The sequence below is a fragment of the Paeniglutamicibacter sp. MACA_103 genome (genome assembly GCF_045798555.1).
GTDB lineage: Bacteria > Actinomycetota > Actinomycetes > Actinomycetales > Micrococcaceae > Paeniglutamicibacter.
Genome location: NZ_JBIXLN010000026.1, coordinates 22,718 through 43,037, shown reverse-complemented (window position 1 = coordinate 43,037; position 20,320 = coordinate 22,718). Strand labels below are relative to the sequence as shown.

The 20,320-nt window shown below is 64.4% G+C and carries 17 protein-coding genes; 9 read left to right on the top strand and 8 right to left on the bottom strand.

Translation table 11 applies throughout. The annotated features are described in order from the left end of the window. Positions 1-35: 35 nt before the first annotated feature. Genes ACIPVK_RS13305 through ACIPVK_RS13295 form a run of 3 tightly spaced genes read right to left on the bottom strand, consistent with a single transcriptional unit; the run spans position 36 to position 3,558 of the window. Positions 36-671 carry a bifunctional 4-hydroxy-2-oxoglutarate aldolase/2-dehydro-3-deoxy-phosphogluconate aldolase gene (locus ACIPVK_RS13305; RefSeq protein WP_407612455.1) on the bottom strand — a complete coding sequence of 212 codons (636 nt, stop codon included), beginning with the start codon at positions 669-671 and terminating at the stop codon, positions 36-38. Then, the gene (locus ACIPVK_RS13300) at positions 668-2,203 is read right to left on the bottom strand and encodes an amidohydrolase family protein (protein WP_407612454.1); all 1,536 of its coding nucleotides are present in this window, start codon (positions 2,201-2,203) and stop codon (positions 668-670) included. The genes ACIPVK_RS13305 and ACIPVK_RS13300 overlap by 4 nt, the downstream gene beginning before the upstream one ends. After that, positions 2,203-3,558: an amino acid deaminase gene (locus tag ACIPVK_RS13295; RefSeq protein ID WP_407612453.1), complete on the bottom strand. Its 1,356-nt coding sequence runs from the start codon at positions 3,556-3,558 to the stop codon at positions 2,203-2,205. Before ACIPVK_RS13295 ends, ACIPVK_RS13300 begins: the two co-directional genes overlap by 1 nt. A 952-nt stretch (positions 3,559-4,510) precedes the next feature. Here ACIPVK_RS13295 and ACIPVK_RS13290 point away from each other — a divergent pair. From ACIPVK_RS13290 to ACIPVK_RS13275, 4 genes are read left to right on the top strand one after another with little or no spacing between them, the layout of a single operon-like run. After that, positions 4,511-5,152, top strand: a complete 642-nt coding sequence (locus ACIPVK_RS13290) for an ABC transporter permease (RefSeq protein ID WP_407612452.1) — start codon at positions 4,511-4,513, stop codon at positions 5,150-5,152. Beyond that, entirely contained in the window at positions 5,145-6,395 is a 1,251-nt protein-coding gene (locus tag ACIPVK_RS13285; RefSeq protein ID WP_407612451.1) for an ABC transporter ATP-binding protein, read from the top strand. Before ACIPVK_RS13290 ends, ACIPVK_RS13285 begins: the two co-directional genes overlap by 8 nt. Next, entirely contained in the window at positions 6,392-7,174 is a 783-nt protein-coding gene (locus ACIPVK_RS13280) for an ABC transporter permease (protein ID WP_407612450.1), read from the top strand. The genes ACIPVK_RS13285 and ACIPVK_RS13280 overlap by 4 nt, the downstream gene beginning before the upstream one ends. A gap of 2 nt (positions 7,175-7,176) precedes the next feature. Then, a complete protein-coding gene (locus ACIPVK_RS13275; RefSeq protein WP_407612449.1) occupies positions 7,177-8,169 on the top strand; it encodes a glycine betaine ABC transporter substrate-binding protein in 993 nt (330 codons plus the stop codon). A gap of 228 nt (positions 8,170-8,397) precedes the next feature. Here ACIPVK_RS13275 and ACIPVK_RS13270 read toward each other — a convergent pair whose 3' ends face one another. The 3 genes from ACIPVK_RS13270 to ACIPVK_RS13260 all read right to left on the bottom strand — a co-directional run bounded on the left by ACIPVK_RS13270 (position 8,398) and on the right by ACIPVK_RS13260 (position 11,027). Continuing rightward, a complete protein-coding gene (locus tag ACIPVK_RS13270) occupies positions 8,398-8,889 on the bottom strand; it encodes a nucleoside deaminase (protein ID WP_407612448.1) in 492 nt (163 codons plus the stop codon). 202 nt (positions 8,890-9,091) lie between these two features. Further along, positions 9,092-9,907 (bottom strand): DUF4184 family protein, encoded by an 816-nt coding sequence (locus tag ACIPVK_RS13265; protein WP_407612447.1) that lies wholly within the window; start codon positions 9,905-9,907, stop codon positions 9,092-9,094. A gap of 172 nt (positions 9,908-10,079) precedes the next feature. Next, positions 10,080-11,027, bottom strand: coding sequence for a LysR family transcriptional regulator (locus ACIPVK_RS13260; protein WP_407612446.1), 948 nt, complete (start codon positions 11,025-11,027; stop codon positions 10,080-10,082). Between the two features lie 108 nt (positions 11,028-11,135). On the opposite strand from ACIPVK_RS13260, the gene ACIPVK_RS13255 reads away from it, so the two are divergent. Both ACIPVK_RS13255 and ACIPVK_RS13250 read left to right on the top strand, forming a co-directional pair. Then, a complete protein-coding gene (locus ACIPVK_RS13255) occupies positions 11,136-12,845 on the top strand; it encodes an L-aspartate oxidase (RefSeq protein WP_407612491.1) in 1,710 nt (569 codons plus the stop codon). 129 nt (positions 12,846-12,974) lie between these two features. After that, positions 12,975-13,226 (top strand): hypothetical protein, encoded by a 252-nt coding sequence (locus ACIPVK_RS13250; protein WP_407612445.1) that lies wholly within the window; start codon positions 12,975-12,977, stop codon positions 13,224-13,226. A gap of 76 nt (positions 13,227-13,302) precedes the next feature. Here the strand turns inward: ACIPVK_RS13250 and ACIPVK_RS13245 are convergent, their stop codons facing one another. Together ACIPVK_RS13245 and ACIPVK_RS13240 are read right to left on the bottom strand one after the other, a co-directional pair. Next, positions 13,303-15,252 carry a S8 family serine peptidase gene (locus ACIPVK_RS13245; protein WP_407612444.1) on the bottom strand — a complete coding sequence of 650 codons (1,950 nt, stop codon included), beginning with the start codon at positions 15,250-15,252 and terminating at the stop codon, positions 13,303-13,305. 487 nt (positions 15,253-15,739) lie between these two features. Next, entirely contained in the window at positions 15,740-16,189 is a 450-nt protein-coding gene (locus ACIPVK_RS13240; protein WP_407612443.1) for a lactate utilization protein C, read from the bottom strand. A 151-nt stretch (positions 16,190-16,340) separates the two neighbouring features. Here ACIPVK_RS13240 and abaF point away from each other — a divergent pair, with 151 nt between their 5' ends. From abaF to ACIPVK_RS13225, 3 genes are all read left to right on the top strand, one after another. Then, entirely contained in the window at positions 16,341-17,732 is a 1,392-nt protein-coding gene (abaF, locus tag ACIPVK_RS13235; RefSeq protein WP_407612442.1) for a fosfomycin efflux MFS transporter AbaF, read from the top strand. A 42-nt stretch (positions 17,733-17,774) separates the two neighbouring features. Beyond that, positions 17,775-19,253: an alanine/glycine:cation symporter family protein gene (locus ACIPVK_RS13230; protein ID WP_407612441.1), complete on the top strand. Its 1,479-nt coding sequence runs from the start codon at positions 17,775-17,777 to the stop codon at positions 19,251-19,253. Between the two features lie 127 nt (positions 19,254-19,380). Beyond that, positions 19,381-20,286, top strand: coding sequence for a dihydrodipicolinate synthase family protein (locus tag ACIPVK_RS13225; RefSeq protein ID WP_407612440.1), 906 nt, complete (start codon positions 19,381-19,383; stop codon positions 20,284-20,286). Positions 20,287-20,320 lie beyond the last annotated feature (34 nt).

Genomic DNA, 20,320 nt, shown 5'->3' with positions numbered 1-20,320 from the left:
ACGGAGTTTGTCTTCCCCCGCGCCCGAGGGCGCCGCTAGTGCAGGGCCGCGGTGAATTCGGCAGCGAGCCTGGCGATGGCGTCGTGTTCGCCGGCGGCGACCAGTGCGGCCGGGACCACCGAGGAGTCGACGCAGACCGCCAGCGCGCCGGCCTCCAGGAACTCCTTGGCGTTGGACAGGGTGACGCCGCCGGTGGGCAGCAGGCGCACGCCCGGGTAGGGGCCCTGCAGCTCGGTGAGGTATTGCGAGCCCATGATGGCCGCGGGGAAGATCTTGACCATGGCGCTGCCCAGGTCCAGGGCCATGGCCACCTCGGTGGGGCTCATGGCCCCCAGGCAGAAGGGCACCCCGGCCTGCGCGGCGACCTCCGCAACCTCCGGGCGGATCCCCGGGGCGATGATGAACCGGGCCCCGGCATCGATGGCCGCACGCGCCTGGTCGGCGTGCAGCACGGTCCCGGCCCCGACCACCGCGCCGTGCGTCTGCGCGGTCTCGGCCGCACGGGCCAGGTGGGTGAGCATCCCGGGGGTCGTGAACGTCAGTTCCACCGCGTTGATGCCCCCGGAGACCAGTGCGCCGCACAATTGAGCGGCGTCGGTGATGGCCTCGGAGCGCACCACCGCCAGTGCCTTGTCCCGGTGGAGCAACTGAATCATTTCCGGCGTATTCATGTGGATTGTGTTATTCCTTCCGCGCTGCGGCGCAGCGCCCGGCCAGCCAGGGCCGAAGTGGGTAGATGCCCGGAAACGGCGGCCACGCCGTTGACGAACACGTGCTTGATTCCTGCCGCCGGTTGCCGTGGCTCGGCAAAGGTGGCCACATCAATAATGGCATCCGCGTCGAAGACCACCACATCGGCGGCGTTTCCCGCGGCAAGAATCCCGCGCCCGGCCAGCCGCAGCCGGGCCGCGGGACGGCCCGTGAGTTGGTGGATCATGGCCGGAAGGTCCATCGTCCCGGTCTCCCGGACGTAGCGGCCGACCATGCGCGGAAAGGATCCCCAGGTGCCGGGATGGGCGGCGGTATCGGGGAACCCGACGCCGGAACCGCTGTGGCTGCGGTGCGCCATGATCGCCCGCAGGTTTTCCTCGTTGCCCGTGCGCCGCAGGATTCCGGTGGCCAGTGAATCGGCGTCCAGGATCCGCACGAAGGCGGTGACGGCGTCGGTGGACTGGATCGCGGCGATGCGGGCGATGTCTTGGCCCACCAGCATGGACAGCTGCCCGGAGCCCACCGAGGCGATGCGCACACCGTCCCAGTCAAGGGTTTCGTCGGCCTCAAGCTCGGCACGGATCCGGGCGAGCGCGGCGGCATCGTTGAGCCGCGCCAGGACGTCGGTCGCCGTGCCGTCCCGTGCCCACTCCGGCAGCAGCGAGGACAGCGGTACGGCGCTTTCCAGGTACGGGTGGGAATCGCAGCCCAGGTCGATCCCGGAGTCCATGGCCGAGTCCAACACGGACAATAATTCCGCGGCCGTTCCGGGGTCCTCCCCGGCACCGAGGCCCACCTGGGCAAGCTGCAGGGAAACCCCGGTCTTGGCGGCCAGCCTGATGCTGCGGCCGACTGCGCCCAGCAGCGGGCCGCTGCTCGGGTCGTGGCAGGCGGAGAGGTAGCCGCCGTAGGCGGCAACCGCGGTGCACAGGGCCTCGAGCTCCACGGATGCACCGTCTGCCCCGGGTACGGGTTCCGGGCCCCGGGACAGCCCCACCGCGCCCTGTTCCAGGGCGTCGGCCACGGCCTTGACCTGGGCTACAAGCTGTTCGGCCGTCGGCGCACCCTCCTTGCTTCCCCTGGCCAAGGCCCGCACCCTGCCCTGCGGCAGCAGAATTGCGACATTGGTGCCGCGGCCCCGATCGAGCCGGTCAAGGTACTGGGCGACGGTGTCCCGGGAGTGCAGCTCCTGGCACTGCACCTCCGTGGTCACGCCCTGGGTGAGGGCGGCCAGGCGTTCCGGATCCGCCGGCAGGGGCGGGTCCGGCCGCGCGTGCAGGTCGATGAATCCCGGGCAGGTCGCCAGGCCGGAGCCGTCGATGACCAGGGTGCCCCCGTCGTCGACGAAGCTCCCCTCCGGAAGGATCCCGGCGACGAGGCCGCCTTCCAGCAGGACGTCGCCGGGGTATGGGGCGGCGCCGGTGCCGTCGATGACGAGGGTGCGGGTGATGGCGGTGCGCACCGGGACCGGGCGCACGGCATCGTTCCGCATTAGAAGAAGGTGTGAACTAGGGAGACGACGCGTTGGTCCTCGGTGGCGTCCTCCAGGACCGGGATCAGCGTCCACTTGTCGAAGGCGGTGCAGGGGTGGGAAAGCCCGAGCCTGACCACGTCGCCGACCTTCACCGTGGTGGTGGCCGGATCAAAGCGCAAGAACGAGTGCTGGTCGTATTGCGTCACGATGCTCGCACCGACAAGTTCGGCCATGTCACTGCCCAGGTCGGCCCCGATCATCTGGGGTTCGGGCAGGCCCTCGTCGAAGGGGAAGTCGCGCTTGCCGCCGTCGAGCAGGGCCAGCCCCTCCTCCGGCTGGGAAACCACGCGCGCCCAGCCGTGCATGGCGGCACGGAACGGGGCGAGGCCCCGACGGGCGAAGTGCGAGATGCCGCGGTGGAACCGGTCGTCGTGCACCAGGTAGTCCCCGGAACGGATCAGGACATCGATTCGCCGGCCACCGGCATCGGAATCGATGGCGGTGGTGAGCATGGAGGCGACGTCTTCGAAGCTGGCCCGGCCGCCGGTGCTCAGGATCAGGTTCGATCCCTCGGAATAGTGCCCCGACGCCAAAATGAGCTTGTGAGCCTTGAGCATTTCGACCAGGTAATCGCGCACCGTTTGCAGGGCGGCCTCGTCGGCGCTGTGCGCCGGTGCCCCCTCATAGCCCCCGATGCCGACCAGGACGAGGTGCGTGGCCGCTGCCACGGCGCGGGAGATGTCCAGCACTGCATTGATGGAACGGGCGCCGGTACGGCCGACGGCCCCGCCCAGTTCCACCATCACCCGCAGCGGAGTGGGCACGCGTCCCGTGGTTGTTGCCAGCCGCGTGAGCGTGGCTTCAAGCATCTCCACGCTCTGCAACGAGTCGACCCACGAAACGACCTCGAAGTCGTCCCCGGTCACCGAGGCCACCCAGGCGATTGCCCCAGGATCGGAAAGCGTGTTGGGGAGAAGAACCTTGGCAATGCCGTGGGCGTGTGCCACTCGCATCTGGGCGTAGTTGGCCAGGGTGATTCCCCAGGCACCGCGTTCCAACTGCTCGGCCCACAGCTGCGGGGCCATGGTGGTGGTGCCATGCGGGGCCAACAGCACCCCGCGGGCGCTGCCCCATGCGGAGATCTGCTTGAGGTTGTGGGTCATGGCCATGAGGTCCAGGGTCAACAGCGGCGTCTGGAGCTGGGAAAGCTCCACGCCACGGGAGACAAATTCGGCGGCGCTTTGCCCATGAAAGGTGGCAGGGATCGATTTGTGCCGCCAGTCAAGGGTGACGCGGCCCAGATTGGCCATCATGTCGAGTGCGTAGGCGGGGGACGCCAGGGTCATACGTTCCGATTGTGCAAGATCATCCACGGCTAATTCCTTATTGATTCGGCCAGAGGCACTGTGCTGGATGGTCATGGGGAGTTACGGACACACAGACTCCATGTCTAACACGGGCGTGAAAAATCCGTCAATAATTTCCGGAACGGCTGAGGCCTCCGGGACCAGCGATTTGGGCAAACGCGAACGGGGCGTCATCCGGGGCGATGGTTCCCGGCATGGAGCTACCGGGCCACAAGGCTGCGCGGCGGAAGGCTGATAGCGGGTGGCAGGCAACGAAGCCGGTTCGACCTACACACCGGCGTGGTCGCGGGACGGGGCATACCCGTATCCAAAGAGTACAGAGAACATTCAGGCAAAGTTCACGAACCCTTTGGTTGGCTCCGTGCAAACATTCCGAAATTTGTCGAGCAACTGAATCGGAATCCCTATTCCGGTATGTAGAGGGGCGTAATTCATGATCCACTCGGATGGCGGGAAAATGCCGACGATGCCCGGTGTTCCGGCTCCGTACCCGTGACCGATCCAGAGACATCGAAAACGGTGCTCGAGACAACGTCCCATGGCGTTAAAGTGCGTGCCGCGGAGAGGGCTGAATGTGGATCGGAACCCGGTGCCTTGGTGTGAGGGTCAATACTTTTTTCATCCACGGCCAGACCCGGATGAACGTCCGTCGGGCGGGTGGGCTGCGGGCGCGTGCAGAAGGACCTGGACGTTGCCGCCGGATCCGGCCGAATCGATTGCCTGCCCTTTGGCTGCAAGGATTTTCCAGTGTTTCATGTTGCTATCCCCGGACTCTTCAAATGGTGAGTTGAAGGGATATTTTCTGGATAAATCCATCAATTACGAACCAATCACGATGCGATGGCCAGGGCACTCTCAGGTAGATACGGGGCGTCCAGTCACGTATGTTTACACGGTATCCAAGGTCTTTCGGGCCGACGAGAGCAGGCTACGTAACTAAAGTGAAGCAGGTTTTGATGTGTTTGAATTTATTGGCGAAAGAATCCGCCAAATACTGTTTGCCTCCTGGCAGCATTTCTCGCTCGTTGCGCAGTGTCTGATCCTCGCAACGATCATCGCCGTGGTGATCGCTGCGCTGGTTTACCGCAATAAGTCTCTATCCTCCCTGGCCAACGGGGTCTCGGCCATCGGCTTGACCATCCCCTCGTTCGCCGCGATCGGCTTGCTGATCGCACCATTCGGGTTCGGCGTCACCCCGGCGGTCATCGTGGTCTCGTTCTTTGCCGCACTTCCAATTATCCGCAACGCCATTGTCGGCCTCGCAGGCATTTCCCCCTCCGTTGTTGAATCCGCCCGCGGCATCGGCATGAGCCGATTGCGCACCCTGGCCACCGTTGAACTTCCGATGGCCTGGCCCGTCATACTTTCCGGCATCCGGGTATCGGCCCAGATGGTCATGGGCGTTGCTGCGATTGCCGCCTACGCCCTGGGCCCCGGCCTCGGCGGATTCATTTTCTCCGGCCTTTCCCGCCTGGGCGGCGCCAAGGCCTTCGACTCCGTGCTTGTCGGCGTCATCGGCGTGGTCATCCTGGCCTTCATTCTTGATCTCATTCTGCTCGGCATCGGCCGACTTACCACCCCGCGAGGTATCCGTGTCTGAATCCTCTGACGCCATCACTGGCGCATCCATCTTGCTTGACGTAGTCACCAAGCAATACCCCGGCCAAATCAAGCCGGCCGTCGGCGGACTCACCCTTGAAATCCCCGCCGGAAGCATTGTCATGTTCGTCGGCCCCTCCGGCTGCGGCAAGACGACCACCCTGAAAATGATCAACCGCCTCATCGAACCCACCGGCGGAAAGATCGTCATCAACGGCGAGGACGTCACCAAGATGGACGGCGACACGCTGCGCCGCCGCATTGGATATGTCATTCAGGCCGGGGGGCTCTTCCCGCACATGACCGTGGCAGCGAACATCGCCATTGTCCCCAAGATGCTGGGCTGGAAGAAGGACAAGATCGCCGCCCGCGTCGACGAGCTGCTCGAGCTGGTCTCGCTGGATCCGTCCATCTACCGCGACCGGTACCCGAAGGAACTCTCAGGCGGGCAACAGCAGCGCGTGGGCGTGGCCCGTGCACTGGCGGCCGATCCGCCCGTGCTGCTCATGGACGAGCCCTTCGGCGCGGTGGACCCGATCACCCGCCAGCGCCTGCAGGACGAACTGCTGAACATCCAATCCGAGGTGCAGAAGACCATCGTCATGGTCACGCACGACTTCGACGAGGCCGTGAAGCTCGGAAACTGGATCGCCGTCTTCGACGAGGGCGCCCAGCTCGTCCAGTACGACTCGCCCGAGCGCATCCTCGCCAACCCCGCCAACGAGTTCGTGGAGAACTTCATCGGCTCCGGCGCCGGCCTCAAGCAACTCACCCTCACCCGGGTGAACGAGGTCGCGCTCATGGACGCGATCACCGCGCAGCCCGGCGAGCTGGCCAGCGACGTGCTCTCCCGGCTTCAGGGAGAGGGCGCCTCGTATGCGGTGGTGCTGGACAAGCGCCGCCGCCCCATCCGCCGCCTCACCCGTCGCCAGCTCTCCCGCCTGCAGCTGATCGACGACACCATCGACGAGTCCATGCCCTTGGTCAGCGACCAATCGACGCTGAACGACGCCTTGGACACCATGCTGGTCTCAAGCTCCGAAACCGCGGTGGTCACCGGGCGGCGCGACGTCTTCCGCGGCCAGATCAACGTGCAGACCATCATGGAGGCCATCTCCCAGGCCAACTCCGCATCCGCCGACGGTTCCGATGCCCCCGTCGGCCTGAACTCCGGCGCCATCCCCGCACTTTCCGTGGAGGACGCGGTGGCGGCGGAGCAGCGCAACACGGAGGAACCGCGATGAGCACCCTGGCCGCAGGCTCCAACCTGGCCCAGCTCACCGAGCCCAGCCGCCCGGCTGAACGCCCCTGGCGGGTGCTGGGCCTGCAGCTGCTGGGGATCCTCGCGGCACTGGCCGCCGTGGTCATCTGGCTGGCCAATGCCGAGTTGACCGAGACCGAACGCACCACGCTGGATCCGGCGGTCCTCTGGGGCTACACCGTCGAACACCTGAACCTCACGGTGGTCGCCGCGCTGATCGTGCTGGCGATCGCCATCCCGCTGGGAATCGTCCTTACCCGGCCCTCCATGCGCCGGTTCACCAACCCGGTGCTGGCCGTGGCCAACATCGGCCAGGCGGCCCCGGCCATTGGCCTGGTCGTCATCCTGGCCTTCTGGATGGGCTTCGGATACTGGGCCGCCGTCATCTCGCTGGTGCTGTACGCGGTCCTGCCGGTGCTGACCAACACCATGGTCGGCCTCAAGCAGGTTGACGAACGACTCGTCGAGGCGGGCCGCGGCATGAGCATGAGCCCCATGGCCGTGCTGTTCAAGGTCGAGTTGCCGCTGGCGGTCCCGGTCATGCTTTCGGGTATCCGCACCGCCCTGGTGCTGCTGGTCGGCACCGCCACCCTCGCCGCCTTCATCAACGGCGGCGGGCTGGGCATCCTGATCACCACCGGCGTGAACCTTAACCTCACGGTCGTGCTGATTGCCGGATCCCTGCTGGTGGCATTGCTGGCGCTGCTCATCGACTGGCTTGGCCTTGTCGTGGAACAGCTTGCCCGGCCGAAAGGACTTTAGAGATGAATGCAGCAAAGTGGATCAAGTCAACCGCGCTCGCGGCGGCGGCCGGCGTGCTGCTGACCGGTTGTGGGCTGTCCTCGGCGGGTTCGTACGTCCCGCCTGCCGGACCGGGCAGCATCAGCCCGCTTCCGGACCTGCCGGAGAACCCGACCATGACCGTGACCAGCAAGTCGTTCACCGAACAGCTGATCCTGGGCAAGATCGCCGTGTTGGCCGGCCAGGCCGCCGGATTCAAGGTCAAGGACCTGACGAATGTTCCCGGCAGCCAGCCCGCCCGAGAACTGATCAAGTCCGGCCAGGCGACCATGATGTGGGAATACACCGGCACCGCATGGATGACCTATCTGGGGCACGAGGAAGGCATTGCCGACCAGGCCAAGATGTGGAAGTCGGTGCATGACCAGGACCTGGGCAACGGGATGGTCTGGGGCAGCCCCGCGCCCATGAACAACACCTATGCCATGGCCGTGCGCAGCGAGGCGGTCGAGGACCTTGGCGGGATCTCCAAGCTTTCCGAGCTCAAGGACCTGGATCCCAAGGACCTGACGTTTTGCGTCGACGCGGAGTTCAACTCCCGCTCCGATGGCCTGAATCCGATGCTGGAGCTCTACGGGCTCGAGCGAGGCAATCCCAAGTCGGTGCCGGACTCGAACGTTGGGCTCTACGACACCGGGGCGATCTACAGCGCCACCGACAACGGTGCCTGCAACTTCGGAGAGGTCTTCACCACCGATGGGCGCATCAAGGCCCTGGACCTGACGGTGCTGGAAGACGACCTGGGATATTTCCCTGCATACAATGTCTCCCCGGTCTTCTTCGGGAAGTTCGCGGACAAGTACCCGGGCATCGAGGAAGTCTTTGCCCAGATCTCCCCGAAGCTCACCGACGAGGCGCTGCAGACCATGAACCTCGAGGTTGACGTCAAGGGCCGCGAACCCGCTGACGTGGCCTTCGAGTGGATGGTCGCCGAGGGCTTCATCACCAAGCCTTAGACGTCAAGCGAGAAGCACCGGGAGCCCGGCAGGAACGGATTGCAAACGTTCCTGCCGGGCTTTGGCGTTTCCGGGACGGAGCCGCCCACCACACCAGTGGGCGTGCAGCTGGGCTGGAAGCATTTCCTGCTGCGCATTCCAACCGGAAGGATCCGGTGGAGGACCGGGGCGGGCGCGCTTTCGCCAGCTCCCGATTCAGGTCGGCGGCTGTCATCGAGCTCGCCGTGCCTAGTACTCGATGCGGGTGTCGAGGGCCGCCCACAGGGCGAATGGTTCGTGACGGTCGAATCCGGCGTCGCTGAGGCGTTCGACCGGCATGAGGACGGAGCGCTCTTCCTCGCCACCCTCGAAGTATTCATAGAAGGCCGCGTCGTCGAATCCGGCCTCGGCCGCTTCGTGCCTGTCGGAGGCAAAGACGACACGCGAAACGCGGGCCCAGAGTGCCGAGGCAAGACACATCGGGCAGGGCTCGCAGCTGGAGTACAGAACCGCGCCGGAGAGATCGAAGGTGCCTAGGGCGGTACACGCAGCGCGGATGGCGGTGACTTCGGCATGGGCGGTGGGGTCGTTGTTGGCCGTGACCCGGTTGACGCCCTCGAAGCGTGACCCGTCGGCGGCCACGATCAGTGCCCCGAAGGGTCCGCCTGCGTTGCGGACGTTGTCCGCGGCAATGGCGATGGCTGCCGCGAGGTTTTCTGCTGAATCGGTGGTGCCCGTCATGGTGGCGACTTCCTTACCCCTCAGGCGAAGCACCGGAGAAAGGATGCCTTGGCTTTGATTGGTCCGAGGCAACACTCCGCAGCTTCGAAACGGCCGGTGGAATAGCATCGCTTGGTCGATGCCTTCCCCTTCGCAGGGAAGCCGGCGTCGGTAATCATCAACATAGCAAGTGAAGATGTACGGCGCCACCACTCTGGCAAGGCTAGTCGCGGGCCCTGGCGCTCGCGCGAAGCTTCCGGAACATGGCCACCGCATGCCAAACAACGGCATAGGCCGTCAAGGCAAGAACCAGTGCGGCTCCGCCACGGGTGATGATGATCCACAGGAAAGACCCGGCGCTCGCCGCATCCTCCATGACGGGATTCGCGCCCAGGCCGAGGACAGCTGCGGTCACGGCGGGAACCACCAGGAACAGGGACAGCAGGATGGCGCGCACTTTCCGGCCCGCCGAAACATTGGTCTTCCCACGATGCCCGGAGACCTTTTGCCGTTTGAGATACCAGAGGGCCAGGATCGCCAATCCGGCCAGGGTGCTGCCATGTTGCAGGAGCCGGTAGACGGCAATCCCGGCAAAAGGCTCGCTGGCCAGCAACGGCACGTGTTCAACGACCCAGCCGTAGGAGTGCGTGAACGAATCCCACGCAAGGTGGGTGAGGAGTCCGAGCATCAGCGAGTAGAAGGTCCACAGCGCAACCCGGGCACTCGTGGGCGGACGTCCCTTGAGCGCTGGCTTGTCCGGGACCCACGCGTCGGGAAGTGCCCACCGCAGCGGTTTCACCACAAGCCACAGGAAACCGGCCAGCACCAGCGCGAGCGGCAAGCCAACGGTCAGGATCTGGGAAAAATCATGCGAGTTGGCGCCGTTGAGCATAGGCGCGTACCAGGCAGTGCTCGTGGAGGACACCAACGCGAAGTAGGGGACATCCGGGGCCATGGCTCCGGCAACCAATGCAATCGGGACGAAGGGTTGACGCAGGAACGGCAGGACGGCAGCCGGGTGGGCCAGGGTGAAAGGCAAGGGATTCCTCGAAAAGTTGTTTCAGGGCCCACGGAGCATCAGCTGCCTGGCGCGAATGGGCCTACCACCAGCCTAATCGTCCACGGCCGCGTTCCGGACAGAAACTGGTGTTGGGACCGCCACGTTGGGGCCGGCAGCGAGTCCTGCCATTATGCGGCGGGCAATGCGCTGTTCATTGCTGCGGCGCCCGGGTGATCAATCCGGTCGTGGCGGGGTTGGCCGATGCGAGGATGTCCGCGGTGTCCATGATCATTTCCTGCATAGCCTGGGCTGCGCGTGTCAGGGTCACGTCGTTGCGGTGGGCGAGGCTGATGGTGCGAGAAAGGCTCGGAGCGGTGAGCCTGGCCGAGCGCAGCCCGGGCCTGTCCAGCATGACCATGGCGGGAACGACCGCGACACCAAGCCCGCGCTCCACGCACCGCAGCACCGCGTCCATTTCGGCGCCCTCGAGAACGACCTTGGGTGTGAGGCCCGCGGCGTGGAAGGCCTGCATGGTTGTTGCGCGCAGGTCGTAGCTTTCATGGAAGGTGATTTGTTCGATGGCCGCCAGTTCTTCCAACGTGAGGGACTGGATATCCTCCAGGATCGGACTCCGCATCGAGGAGATGACCACGAGTTCCTCCGTGAGGAGCGGGGTTCGCTGGAGGCTGGAGGCAGTGGATGCTCTGTCCTGCGAGGTGGTGATGAGCGCGATATCGAGGGCTCCTCCGGCCAACTCATCGAGCAGGCCGCGCGAGCCCTGCTCGGTCAGGTGGAGATCGATGCCCGGGTATGCGGAATGAAACGAGGTCAGCACGTCGGCAACCAAGCTGATGCACAGTGTCGGGGTGGCGCCGAGGCGAACCCGCCCCTTCTTCAGGCCGGCAAGTTCCTGCATCTCGTAGCGGACCGTATCCGCATCGGCGAGCATGCGCTTGGCCAACGGAAGGAGCGATTCCCCGGCATCGGTCAGTGTGATGTTGCCCCGTGCCCGATGAAAAAGTTCGGCACCAAGGTCCGATTCGAGGGTGGAGATTTGTCTGCTCAATGAAGGCTGGGCCAGGTGCAATTGGGCGGCGGCGCGCGTGAAATGGCCGATGCGTGCGACTTCCACGAAGCTTTGGAGCTGTTCCAGGTTCATGTTCGATAGCGTATCCGCATTGAAACGAGTCAAACAATTCATTGGACGGATCAAGGTCTCGTTCCTAGCGTTGAAGACATGAGAACAACAAACGCGAACGAGCAACAGATTTCCACCACCGTCCTGGTCATCGGCACCGGCGGATCGGGCCTCCGGGCGGCCATCGAGCTGGCGGAAATGGGGGTGGATGTCCTCGCCCTGGGCAAGCGCCCGCGAAACGACGCCCACACCTCGCTTGCCGCCGGGGGCATCAACGCGGCCCTGGGCACCATGGACAAGGACGACAGCTGGCAGCAGCATGCCGCCGACACCATCAAGGAAAGCTACTACCTGGCCAACCCGCACACCGTGGAAATCGTCGCCCGCGGTGCGGCAGAGGGGATCCACGACCTGGAACGCTACGGCATGGGATTCGCCCGCGAGGAGGACGGCCGCATCTCGCAGCGCTTCTTCGGTGCACACACCTTCCGCCGCACCGCGTTCGCCGGCGACTACACGGGCCTGGAAATCCAGCGCAGCTTGGTGAACCGGGCCGAGCAGCTGCGGATCCCGATCCTGGACTCGGTGTACGTCACCCGGCTGCTGGTGCGCGACAACCAGGTCTTCGGCGCGTACGGCTTCGACATCAACACCGGCAAGCGCTACCTCATCCATGCCGACTCGGTCATCCTGGCCGCCGGCGGCCACACCCGCATCTGGCGCCGCACCTCCTCCCGCCGCGACGAGAACACCGGGGACGCGTTCCGCCTGGCCGTGGATGCCGGAGCCCGCTTGCGCGACCCCGAGCTGGTGCAGTTCCACCCCTCGGGCATCATCGAACCGGAGAATGCCGCCGGCACCCTGATCTCGGAGGCCGCCCGCGGCGAGGGCGGCATCCTGCGCAACGCGCTGGGGGAGCGGTTCATGGAACGCTACGACCCGGTGCGCAAGGAACTCTCGACCCGGGACCGCGTGGCGTTGGCCGCCTACACCGAGATCAAGGAAGGCCGCGGCACCAGGAACGGCGGAGTCTGGCTGGATATCTCGCACCTGCCGCGCGAAACCATCATGGAGCGCCTGCCGCGCGTTTACCAGACCATGATGGAAGTGCAGATGCTCGACATCACCGCCGAACCCATCGAAATCGCACCCACCGCGCACTACTCCATGGGCGGGGTCTGGGTGCGCCCGGAAGACCACAGCACCGACGTCTCTGGCCTCTATGCCATAGGAGAGGCTTCCAGCGGACTGCACGGCGCCAACCGACTGGGCGGCAACTCGCTGATCGAGCTGCTGGTCTTTGGCCGCATCGTCGCACGGGCCGCGGCCAAGTACTCGGCCGCGCTTGGTGCCCAGCCACGGTCGGCCGAGGCGCTCGCCGGCGCCCGGGCGGAGATCGATGACTTGCTCGCGGCAGAAGGGCAGGAAAACGTTCGTGAACTGCAGCGTGCCATCCGGAACATGATGACAGACCACGCCGGCGTGGTGCGGGACGAGGAAGGCCTGTTGGCAGGGCTCGCCAAGCTGGACGACATCGAGGAGCGCATGGGGAACGTCGGGATCCACCCGGACATCGCCGGGTACCAGGACCTGGCCCACGCATTCGACCTGAAGGGATCCGCCCTGGCCGCCCGAGCCACCCTCGAGGCGGCCATCGAGCGCCGCGAGACCCGCGGCTGCCACAACCGCAGCGACTACCCGGCGATGGACCCGTCGCTGCAAGTCAACCTCGTGTGGTCCCCGAAGTCGGGTGTGGTTCGCGAGGCGATCCCGGAGATTCCGGAAGAAATCGCGGAGCTGATCAAGGAAGTGTCGACGGCCGGGAAATTGGTCGAATAGCGACTCGGAAGTTCAGCGGTATGTGGCTCGGCCGATAACGCCCGCCTCGATGCCCAAGAAATCGAACGACTTTTCCACGGGGAGAACGCCAGTGCGTTCAGCCTTTCCGACCTCGAATTCGCGGCGTTGGTGCGCGAGCTGGGCATCTTTCGCGAGCGCGGGTTCGCAGCCAACTCCGAGGGAACCGGGGGAGGCGTCAGTGCACTGGGGATGGCCGATTCCGACGCCGCGGGGCAGGTCTTCTGCGGCATCAGGGTGGCCATCCCGAAGATCGGTTTTCGGCAGGTCTTCGATGCCGGCTTGTTCGGGGATGCCGCCCGCCCCGTCAAGCGTCTGGAAGGGATCCTGCGAGAGGTTGACGAGGACTCAAAGCCGGGCTGAGGCCGCATCGGCAAGCGAGGAAATGTGGGACCGGGGCTGTCCGCACTCGACGGACAGCCCCGGTCCCTAAGACGCGCTACGTAGTGGCCACGGAGGCGTCATCAATGCGGAACAGCGTTGACTGCGACGAGTCCTCGACGCCCTTGAAACGCAAGGTGACGGTCTTGCCGCGGTAGTTGTCCAGGTTCACGGTTCGCTCCTGGTAGGTGGAACCGGCGTCCAGGTTGGACCAGGTGCCCATGTTGTAGGTGCCGGTGCCGTCAAGGATCTGGACAGTCAGCTTGTCATAGGCGTAGGAGGTCGTGCCCTCATTGGTCAGGACCCGCAGGTGGAACTTCAAGTCCGCACTGGTGGCCGTGGATGGGATCGTGACCTTCTGGTCCAGCGTGTAGGTGTTGGAATTGCCCCAACCGTTCAGGCCGGCGAAACCACTGCCCGTGCGGGCGGCGGTACCGGTCTCGAACGTGTCGGTGCGGTTTGAGGTCCAGCCGGTCGAGCCGCTCTCAAAGCCCGGGTTGGCCAGCAGGTTGCCACTCGGTTCCGGATCGGGCTCCGGGGTGGGTGTGGTCCCGCCCAAGGCAGCCATGATCTTGGTGGCGTCAACAAGTCCGGTGCCGCATCCGATGCTGCAGCCCGCCGGCATTGGACGGGTTCCGTTCTTCAGCGTGGACTCGACTTGGGCCGGCGACAACGATGGCGCCGTGGACTTGATGAGTGCAACCATGCCGGCAACGTGTGGGGTGGCCATCGAGGTGCCCTGGTAGAAGGCATAACCCTCGCTGGACGGGGTCGTGGTGCCGGTGTTGATGGTGGACAACACGCCCTGGCCGGCGTAGCGCGTGTCGCCGCCCGGGGCCGTTACGTCGATGACGGAACCGTAGTTGGTGTAGAAGGACGGGCCGCCGGAGGGGTTGCTTGCGGCGACCACGACAACATTGGTGCAGTTGGCGGGGCGCACATTGGCTGCGTTCTGGCTTTCATTGCCCGCGGCGACGACCACCGAGGTGCCGCGGGACACCGCGGTGTCGATGGCTGCCTGGTACGTGGTGCCGCAGGCACCACCACCGCCGAGGGACATGTTGATGGTGTCGGCGGGATTCGCGTTGGCGGGCGCTCCGGGAACGCTGCCACCGGAGGCCCAGATGATGGCGTCGGCGATATCCGAGAGGCTGCCGCCACACTTGGCGAGCACACGGACGGGAAGGATCTTTGCGTCCGGTGCGACGCCGGCAACGCCCTTGTAGTTGTTTGTGACGGCCGCAACCGTACCGGCAACATGCGTGCCGTGCCACGAGGAATTGCCCGCCGTGCTGCCTCCGCACTCGCCGGCCAGGTACCAGTCGCCCTGATCAAGGGCGTTGGAGTCGCGGCCGTTGCCGTCGCGGGCCGAGGTGGAGTTGGAGACGAAGTCGTATCCGGGCAGGACGTTCGCGTTCAGGTCCGAATGCGAGGTGATGCCGGTATCGAGCACGGCGACGACGCTCCCGGAGCCCGTGGAGGAATCCCATGCGGCCGGCAGCCGCATGCCGTTGGTGCCGCTGTAATGCCACTGCTCGCCATACCGGGTGTCGTTCGGGTTCATCGAAATCTTCATCATTGCATCTGGCTCGATGGCTTCGATGAGGCCGGAAGCGGCAAAATCGGCCATGAACGCCTTGGCGTCGTTGCCCCGGAGTTCCATGCTGGCTTGGACCACGAAGCCGCCGGTGCCCATGGCACGCAGTTCCTTGACGGAGACGCCCGCGTCCCTGGCGGCCTTGCCCCAGGCCTTGGCGCGCTCGGACTTGCCTGCGTTCTTCACGGATGGCTTGTAGGTGACGATGAACTGGTCGTACGCCTCACCGGGCTGGACTGAGCCAATGGCGACCGTTGTCTCGCCGCTCGGTGTCGGGGTGGACTTTGCGGCTGGAACCGCGGTGGGGATCGCAACCGCGGGGAACGCGCCGGCCCCCAAGCTGGCGAAGCCGATGGCAACGGCCGCGGAAACGACCAGGGTCCGTCTGAGGGGGGTGGAAAAACGTGCCATGAATGTTCTCCTTGTTGTTTTTTATGCCCGCGCCGGACCCCCGGTGATCAGTCGGTAGCGGCGCGTGCCGCTAGGGAGCGTAACCTGTCATGGCTTTATGAAGGAAGTACTTATCAAATAATTCCTTGATAAATTTTGTTGGATAAAATCAAGGCTTCACAACTTCTTTTATCAAAAGGCGTGGGCGGAACGCGGGTTGTGGACGTGTGCCGGGTTCGGCATGGGGTCTCTTGGTGCGGCGGCACTTCACATCCCGAGTTGGCCTGCGCGGGCAGTGGTTGTCGCTGGAGCCGGCAGGTCCTATTCGCCGGTTCGGTGGCCCAGGCGCTACGGGCGCTTGCGACGAGGGCGCGCTCCTTGGCGCGGTCGGTCGGGACAGCGGTATCGCAAGTCCGGGTTCCTGGAGAAGGCCGTCCAATTGAGAAAGAAGTGATCGGGGGACTCTAGATTCGGATCAACTGCCCTGCAGCGGAATGGAGGTGGCAGCCTACAGCCCCTTGACGATGATGGCGTCCAGCTGACCCTGGCCGTGCACGCCCTCGACGCGCTCGAGCTCGATGTCGCTGGTCGCACTGGGACCGGAGATCCAGGTCAGCGGGCGGGTGATGTCCATGCGCGGCAACGCCTCGGGGAACAGGCGCACAATCGTGGATACCGGGACCACGCACACGTGGTGGTCCGGGACCAGAGACATCGCGCGGCGGCCCTGATCCGAAGTGCCATCAAGCACGATCGTGCCCGACTCGGCGATGGACACGGCCGAGGAAGTGAGCACCGCGTCGGTCCCATCCAACTCGGCCACGCTCAGCACGGCACCCGGAGCATCGATGCGGCGGCGCGGACCGCTGGCCAGCGCGGCATCGACAAGCCAGGTCTCGTCGATGCCGTGTGGCACCACATAGCTGGCGGCGTCCTTCAGGCATTCGGGACTGGTCAACGCGACGTGGAATCTTGCATGGAGGCGCTGAACTCAAAAATGAACTGGATCTGAGAAAAGCATTGTTTCTTGAAAATGTGACATGTACCATTGCATAGTTCGGTGATGCAGGGCACATGGGTGACGGAGCCCACCTTCTCAAGGAGACCAAATGACCAGTAACGAAACGCTTGAAAAAACGACCCGAAACGGCAGGGGCGGCGACGGATCGAAACCCTCGACCCCGGCAGGGCTAAAACGTGTCGTTGCTGCCGCAATGGCTGGTACCGTCGCGGAGTGGTACGAATTCTTTCTCTATGGAACCGCGTCGGCCTTGGTATTCGGAACCCACTTCTTCCGGCAGACGGGCAATCCGGTCGATGGCGTCATTGCCGCATTTGCGCTGTACGCAGTGGGCTTCGCCGCCCGTCCGATCGGCGGACTCGTATTCGGGCACTTCGGCGACCGCATTGGTCGCAAGGCGTTGCTCCAGCTGAGTCTTGTTGTCGTTGGCATCACGACATTCCTCATGGGCTGCCTGCCCACCTTCGATGTCATTGGATACTGGGCGCCCGGCCTCCTGGTGACCCTGCGCCTGATCCAGGGCTTTGCCTTCGGCGGCGAGTGGGGAGGCGCGATCATCCTGGTGAGCGAGCACAGCCCCGACAACAGACGCGGCTTCTGGGCTAGTTGGCCGCAGGCAGGTGTCCCGATGGGCAACCTGGTTGCCACGCTCGTCCTCCTTGGACTCTCCAGCGCATTACCCGAAGAGGCATTCCTTTCATGGGGCTGGCGCGTGGCATTCTGGTTCTCCGCCGTGGTGGTCTTGATCGGCTACTGGATCCGCACCAAGGTCGACGACGCACCGATCTTCAAGGAAGCGCAGGCCCGCCAGGCCATTTCGCAGGAAACCCAACCGGGCGTCCTCCACGTCCTGCGCTACCACTGGCGCGCTGTCCTGATCGGCATTGGCGCCAGATTCGCGGAAAACATCCTCTACTACCTCGTTGTCACCTTCTCGATCACCTACCTCAAGTTGGTCGTCGAGATGGATACCTCGCGGATCCTCCTGCTGATGTTCGGCGCGCACTTCCTGCATTTCTGCATGATCCCGCTCGTCGGCTTGCTTTCGGACATCGTTGGCCGCAAGCCCGTCTACCTGACAGGAGCCGTGCTGACCGCATTCTGGGGATTCGTCGGATTCCCGATGATGGACACTGGCAACGACTGGATCGTAATGGCCGCCATCACCCTTGGTCTTGCCATAGAGTCCTTGACCTACGCGCCATACTCGGCGCTGATGACGGAAATGTTCCCCACAAACGTGCGTTACACAGCGCTTTCGCTTTGCTACCAGTTTGCGCCGATTCTGGCCGGATCCCTGGCTCCGCTCATCGCGCTCTCGCTGCTGCAGAAGTTCGATTCGTCGACTCCGATTGCCCTCTACCTAGTCGGAGCAGCGGTCATATCCATCGTCGCCGTTTCGTTCGCCAAGGAGACCAAGGGCAAGTCGCTACGCGATGTTGACGACGAGTCGGCGTTGCGTACCAACGTCCCGGCCTAGGCCCTCCCTCCTGTAGCTGCCCGAAAGACTTAAGGAATAAATATGGACATGCTCACCAGCATCAACGATGCGATCTGGAACCCCATGGCGTACTTCGCCCTGGCCGTCGGATTGTTCTTCACCCTACTAACCGGTTTCGTCCAGTTCCGGCGATTCCCTGACATGATCCGCCAGATCATGAGCAAGAAGAACAGCTCGGACGGCATCTCGCCGGTCCAGGCGTTGCTTCTGACCCTGGCAAGCCGCGTGGGCGTGGGCAACATCGCCGGCGTTGCAACGGCAATCGCGGCCGGCGGCCCCGGCGCGCTGTTCTGGATGGTGCTCTGCGCACTGCTCGGATCGGCCAGCTCCTTCGCCGAATCCACACTGGCCCAAGTCTACAAGCGCCGCATCAACGGCGAGCACCGCGGTGGCATGCCGTTCTACATCGAGCACGGCCTGAAGCTCAAGTGGCTGGCCGTCACGGTGTCGTTCGTGGCCATGGTCGGCTACGGGTTCGTGTTTCCGGGCGTCCAGTCCAACAACATCGCCTCCAGCGTCGAGACAGCGTTCAGCGTTCCCACCTGGGTCAGTGCCGTTGGCATCACCGCACTCATGGCGTTTGTCATCATCGGCGGAACCAAGCGGATCGTCGGTGCTGCACAGTTGATGGTCCCGGTCATGGCCGTGGGTTACATCCTTGCCGCACTGGTGATCGTCGCCGTGAACTTCGATCAGATCATCCCGACCATCGGGCTGATCCTGTCCTCGGCCTTCGGCGTCCACCAGGTCTTCGGCGGCATCGTCGGCGCGGCCGTGGCCTGGGGCGTGCGACGCGCGGTGTTCTCCAATGTCGCTGGCGTGGGGGAGGGGACCTACGGCGCCGCAGCCGCCTCGGTGTCCCACCCTGCCAAGCAGGGCCTGGTCCAGGCCTTCTCGATCTACATCGACACCGTTGTTGTCTGCTTCGCGACCGGCCTAATGATTATCATGACCGGCTCCTACAACGTCACGGCCCCCGATGGCACGGTCCTGATCCAGGGCGTACCGGACCTCAAAGCCGGCGCCGCGTACACCCAACAGGCCATAAGTACCGTGTTGCCGGGCGTCGGCCCGGGATTCGTGGCCGTCGCACTTTTCTTCTTCGCCTTCACCACGCTTGTTGCGTTCTTCTACATCGCCAAGACCAACCTGGTCTACCTCACCGGCCGCGACGACAACCCGGTGCTGGACTGGGCCTTGAAGCTGGGCATGCTCGGCATCACCTTCTTCGGCGGCATCACCAGTGCCGATGCTATGTGGGCGATCGGCGACATTGGTTACGGAACCCTTGGTTGGATCAACATGCTCTGCCTGCTGGCGCTCACATCGGTGGTCTACAAGGTCACCCGCGACTACGACAGGCAGTGCAAGGCCGGCCTGGACCCCGTCTTCGACCCCAATTCCCTGGGAATTCGCGGTGCCGACTTCTGGGTCGAGGAGGCGGCGGAAATCGCCAAGAACCAGGCGTCTTTGGCTTCTGGCGGAACTCGGAAGAACTAATTCATTGGAACCCCTTCCGCCTGTGCAATGTCACATGATACTATCTAAATGTGATGTACGGCATGAAGTCCAAGGCATCACCCCAACTTTGCAAAACACCGAAAAGTCCCCTTGAAAGGAACACCACATGAGCACCACTAAGAAGCCCTGGCACGGAGTCATCGTCGCATCGGCGCTGCAGTTCAAGGACGACTACTCGGTCGACTACGAAGCATTCGCCGACCACGTTCGCTTCCTTGCCAGCAGCGGCTGCGACGGCATCGCCCCGAACGGTTCGCTGGGCGAGTACCAGACCCTGTCCGATGAAGAGCGTGCCAAGGTCATCGAAACCGCTGTTGCCGCGGCACCTGAGGGCTTCGTTGTCATGGCCGGAGTTGGCGCCTACGGCGGACTGCAGACCCAGAAGTGGGCACAGCAGGCCAAGGACGCCGGCGCACACGCCATTATGTGCCTGCCGCCGAACACCTACCGCGCAACCGACGACGAGGTAGTCGAGCACTTCCGCCTCGCCGCCTCCGCAGGCCTGCCGGTTGTCGCCTACAACAACCCGATCGACACCAAGGTCGACCTCACCCCGGCACTGGTGGCACGCCTGTTCCACGAAGGCCTGATCGTCGGCATCAAGGAATTCACCGGCGATCCGCGCCGTGCCTACGAAATCAAGGAACTGGCACCGGGCATGGACATCCTCATCGGCACCGATGACACCGTCCTGGAAATGGGCCTTGCCGGCGCCGTTGGATGGGTAGCCGGTTACCCGAACGCCATCCCGCACGCCACCGTCGAGCTCTACCGCCTGGCCACCTCCGGCAACCTTTCGGACCTGGAGCGCGCCCGCGAGATCTATCGCGACCTGCACTCGCTGCTGCGCTGGGACACCAAGACCGAGTTCGTCCAGTCGATCAAGCTCTCGATGGACGTCGTGGGCCTCAACGGCGGCGTGTGCCGACCGCCGCGCGGCCCGCTGACCGACGCCGTGCGTGCCGCAGTCATCGCCGACACCGAGGCAGCAGTGGCCAAGGGCTACAAGTAACCTCGAAACTGCCTTGCCGTTGGCCTGTCCCGCA

Coding starts and splice junctions, on each gene's coding strand:
- ACIPVK_RS13305 (WP_407612455.1), bottom strand. CDS start 671: ATGAATACGCCGGAAATGATTCAGTTGCTCCACCGGGACAAGGCACTG.
- ACIPVK_RS13300 (WP_407612454.1), bottom strand. CDS start 2,203: ATGCGGAACGATGCCGTGCGCCCGGTCCCGGTGCGCACCGCCATCACC.
- ACIPVK_RS13280 (WP_407612450.1), top strand. CDS start 6,392: ATGAGCACCCTGGCCGCAGGCTCCAACCTGGCCCAGCTCACCGAGCCC.
- ACIPVK_RS13275 (WP_407612449.1), top strand. CDS start 7,177: ATGAATGCAGCAAAGTGGATCAAGTCAACCGCGCTCGCGGCGGCGGCC.
- ACIPVK_RS13270 (WP_407612448.1), bottom strand. CDS start 8,889: ATGACGGGCACCACCGATTCAGCAGAAAACCTCGCGGCAGCCATCGCC.
- ACIPVK_RS13260 (WP_407612446.1), bottom strand. CDS start 11,027: ATGAACCTGGAACAGCTCCAAAGCTTCGTGGAAGTCGCACGCATCGGC.
- ACIPVK_RS13245 (WP_407612444.1), bottom strand. CDS start 15,252: ATGGCACGTTTTTCCACCCCCCTCAGACGGACCCTGGTCGTTTCCGCG.
- abaF (WP_407612442.1), top strand. CDS start 16,341: ATGACCAGTAACGAAACGCTTGAAAAAACGACCCGAAACGGCAGGGGC.
- ACIPVK_RS13230 (WP_407612441.1), top strand. CDS start 17,775: ATGGACATGCTCACCAGCATCAACGATGCGATCTGGAACCCCATGGCG.
- ACIPVK_RS13225 (WP_407612440.1), top strand. CDS start 19,381: ATGAGCACCACTAAGAAGCCCTGGCACGGAGTCATCGTCGCATCGGCG.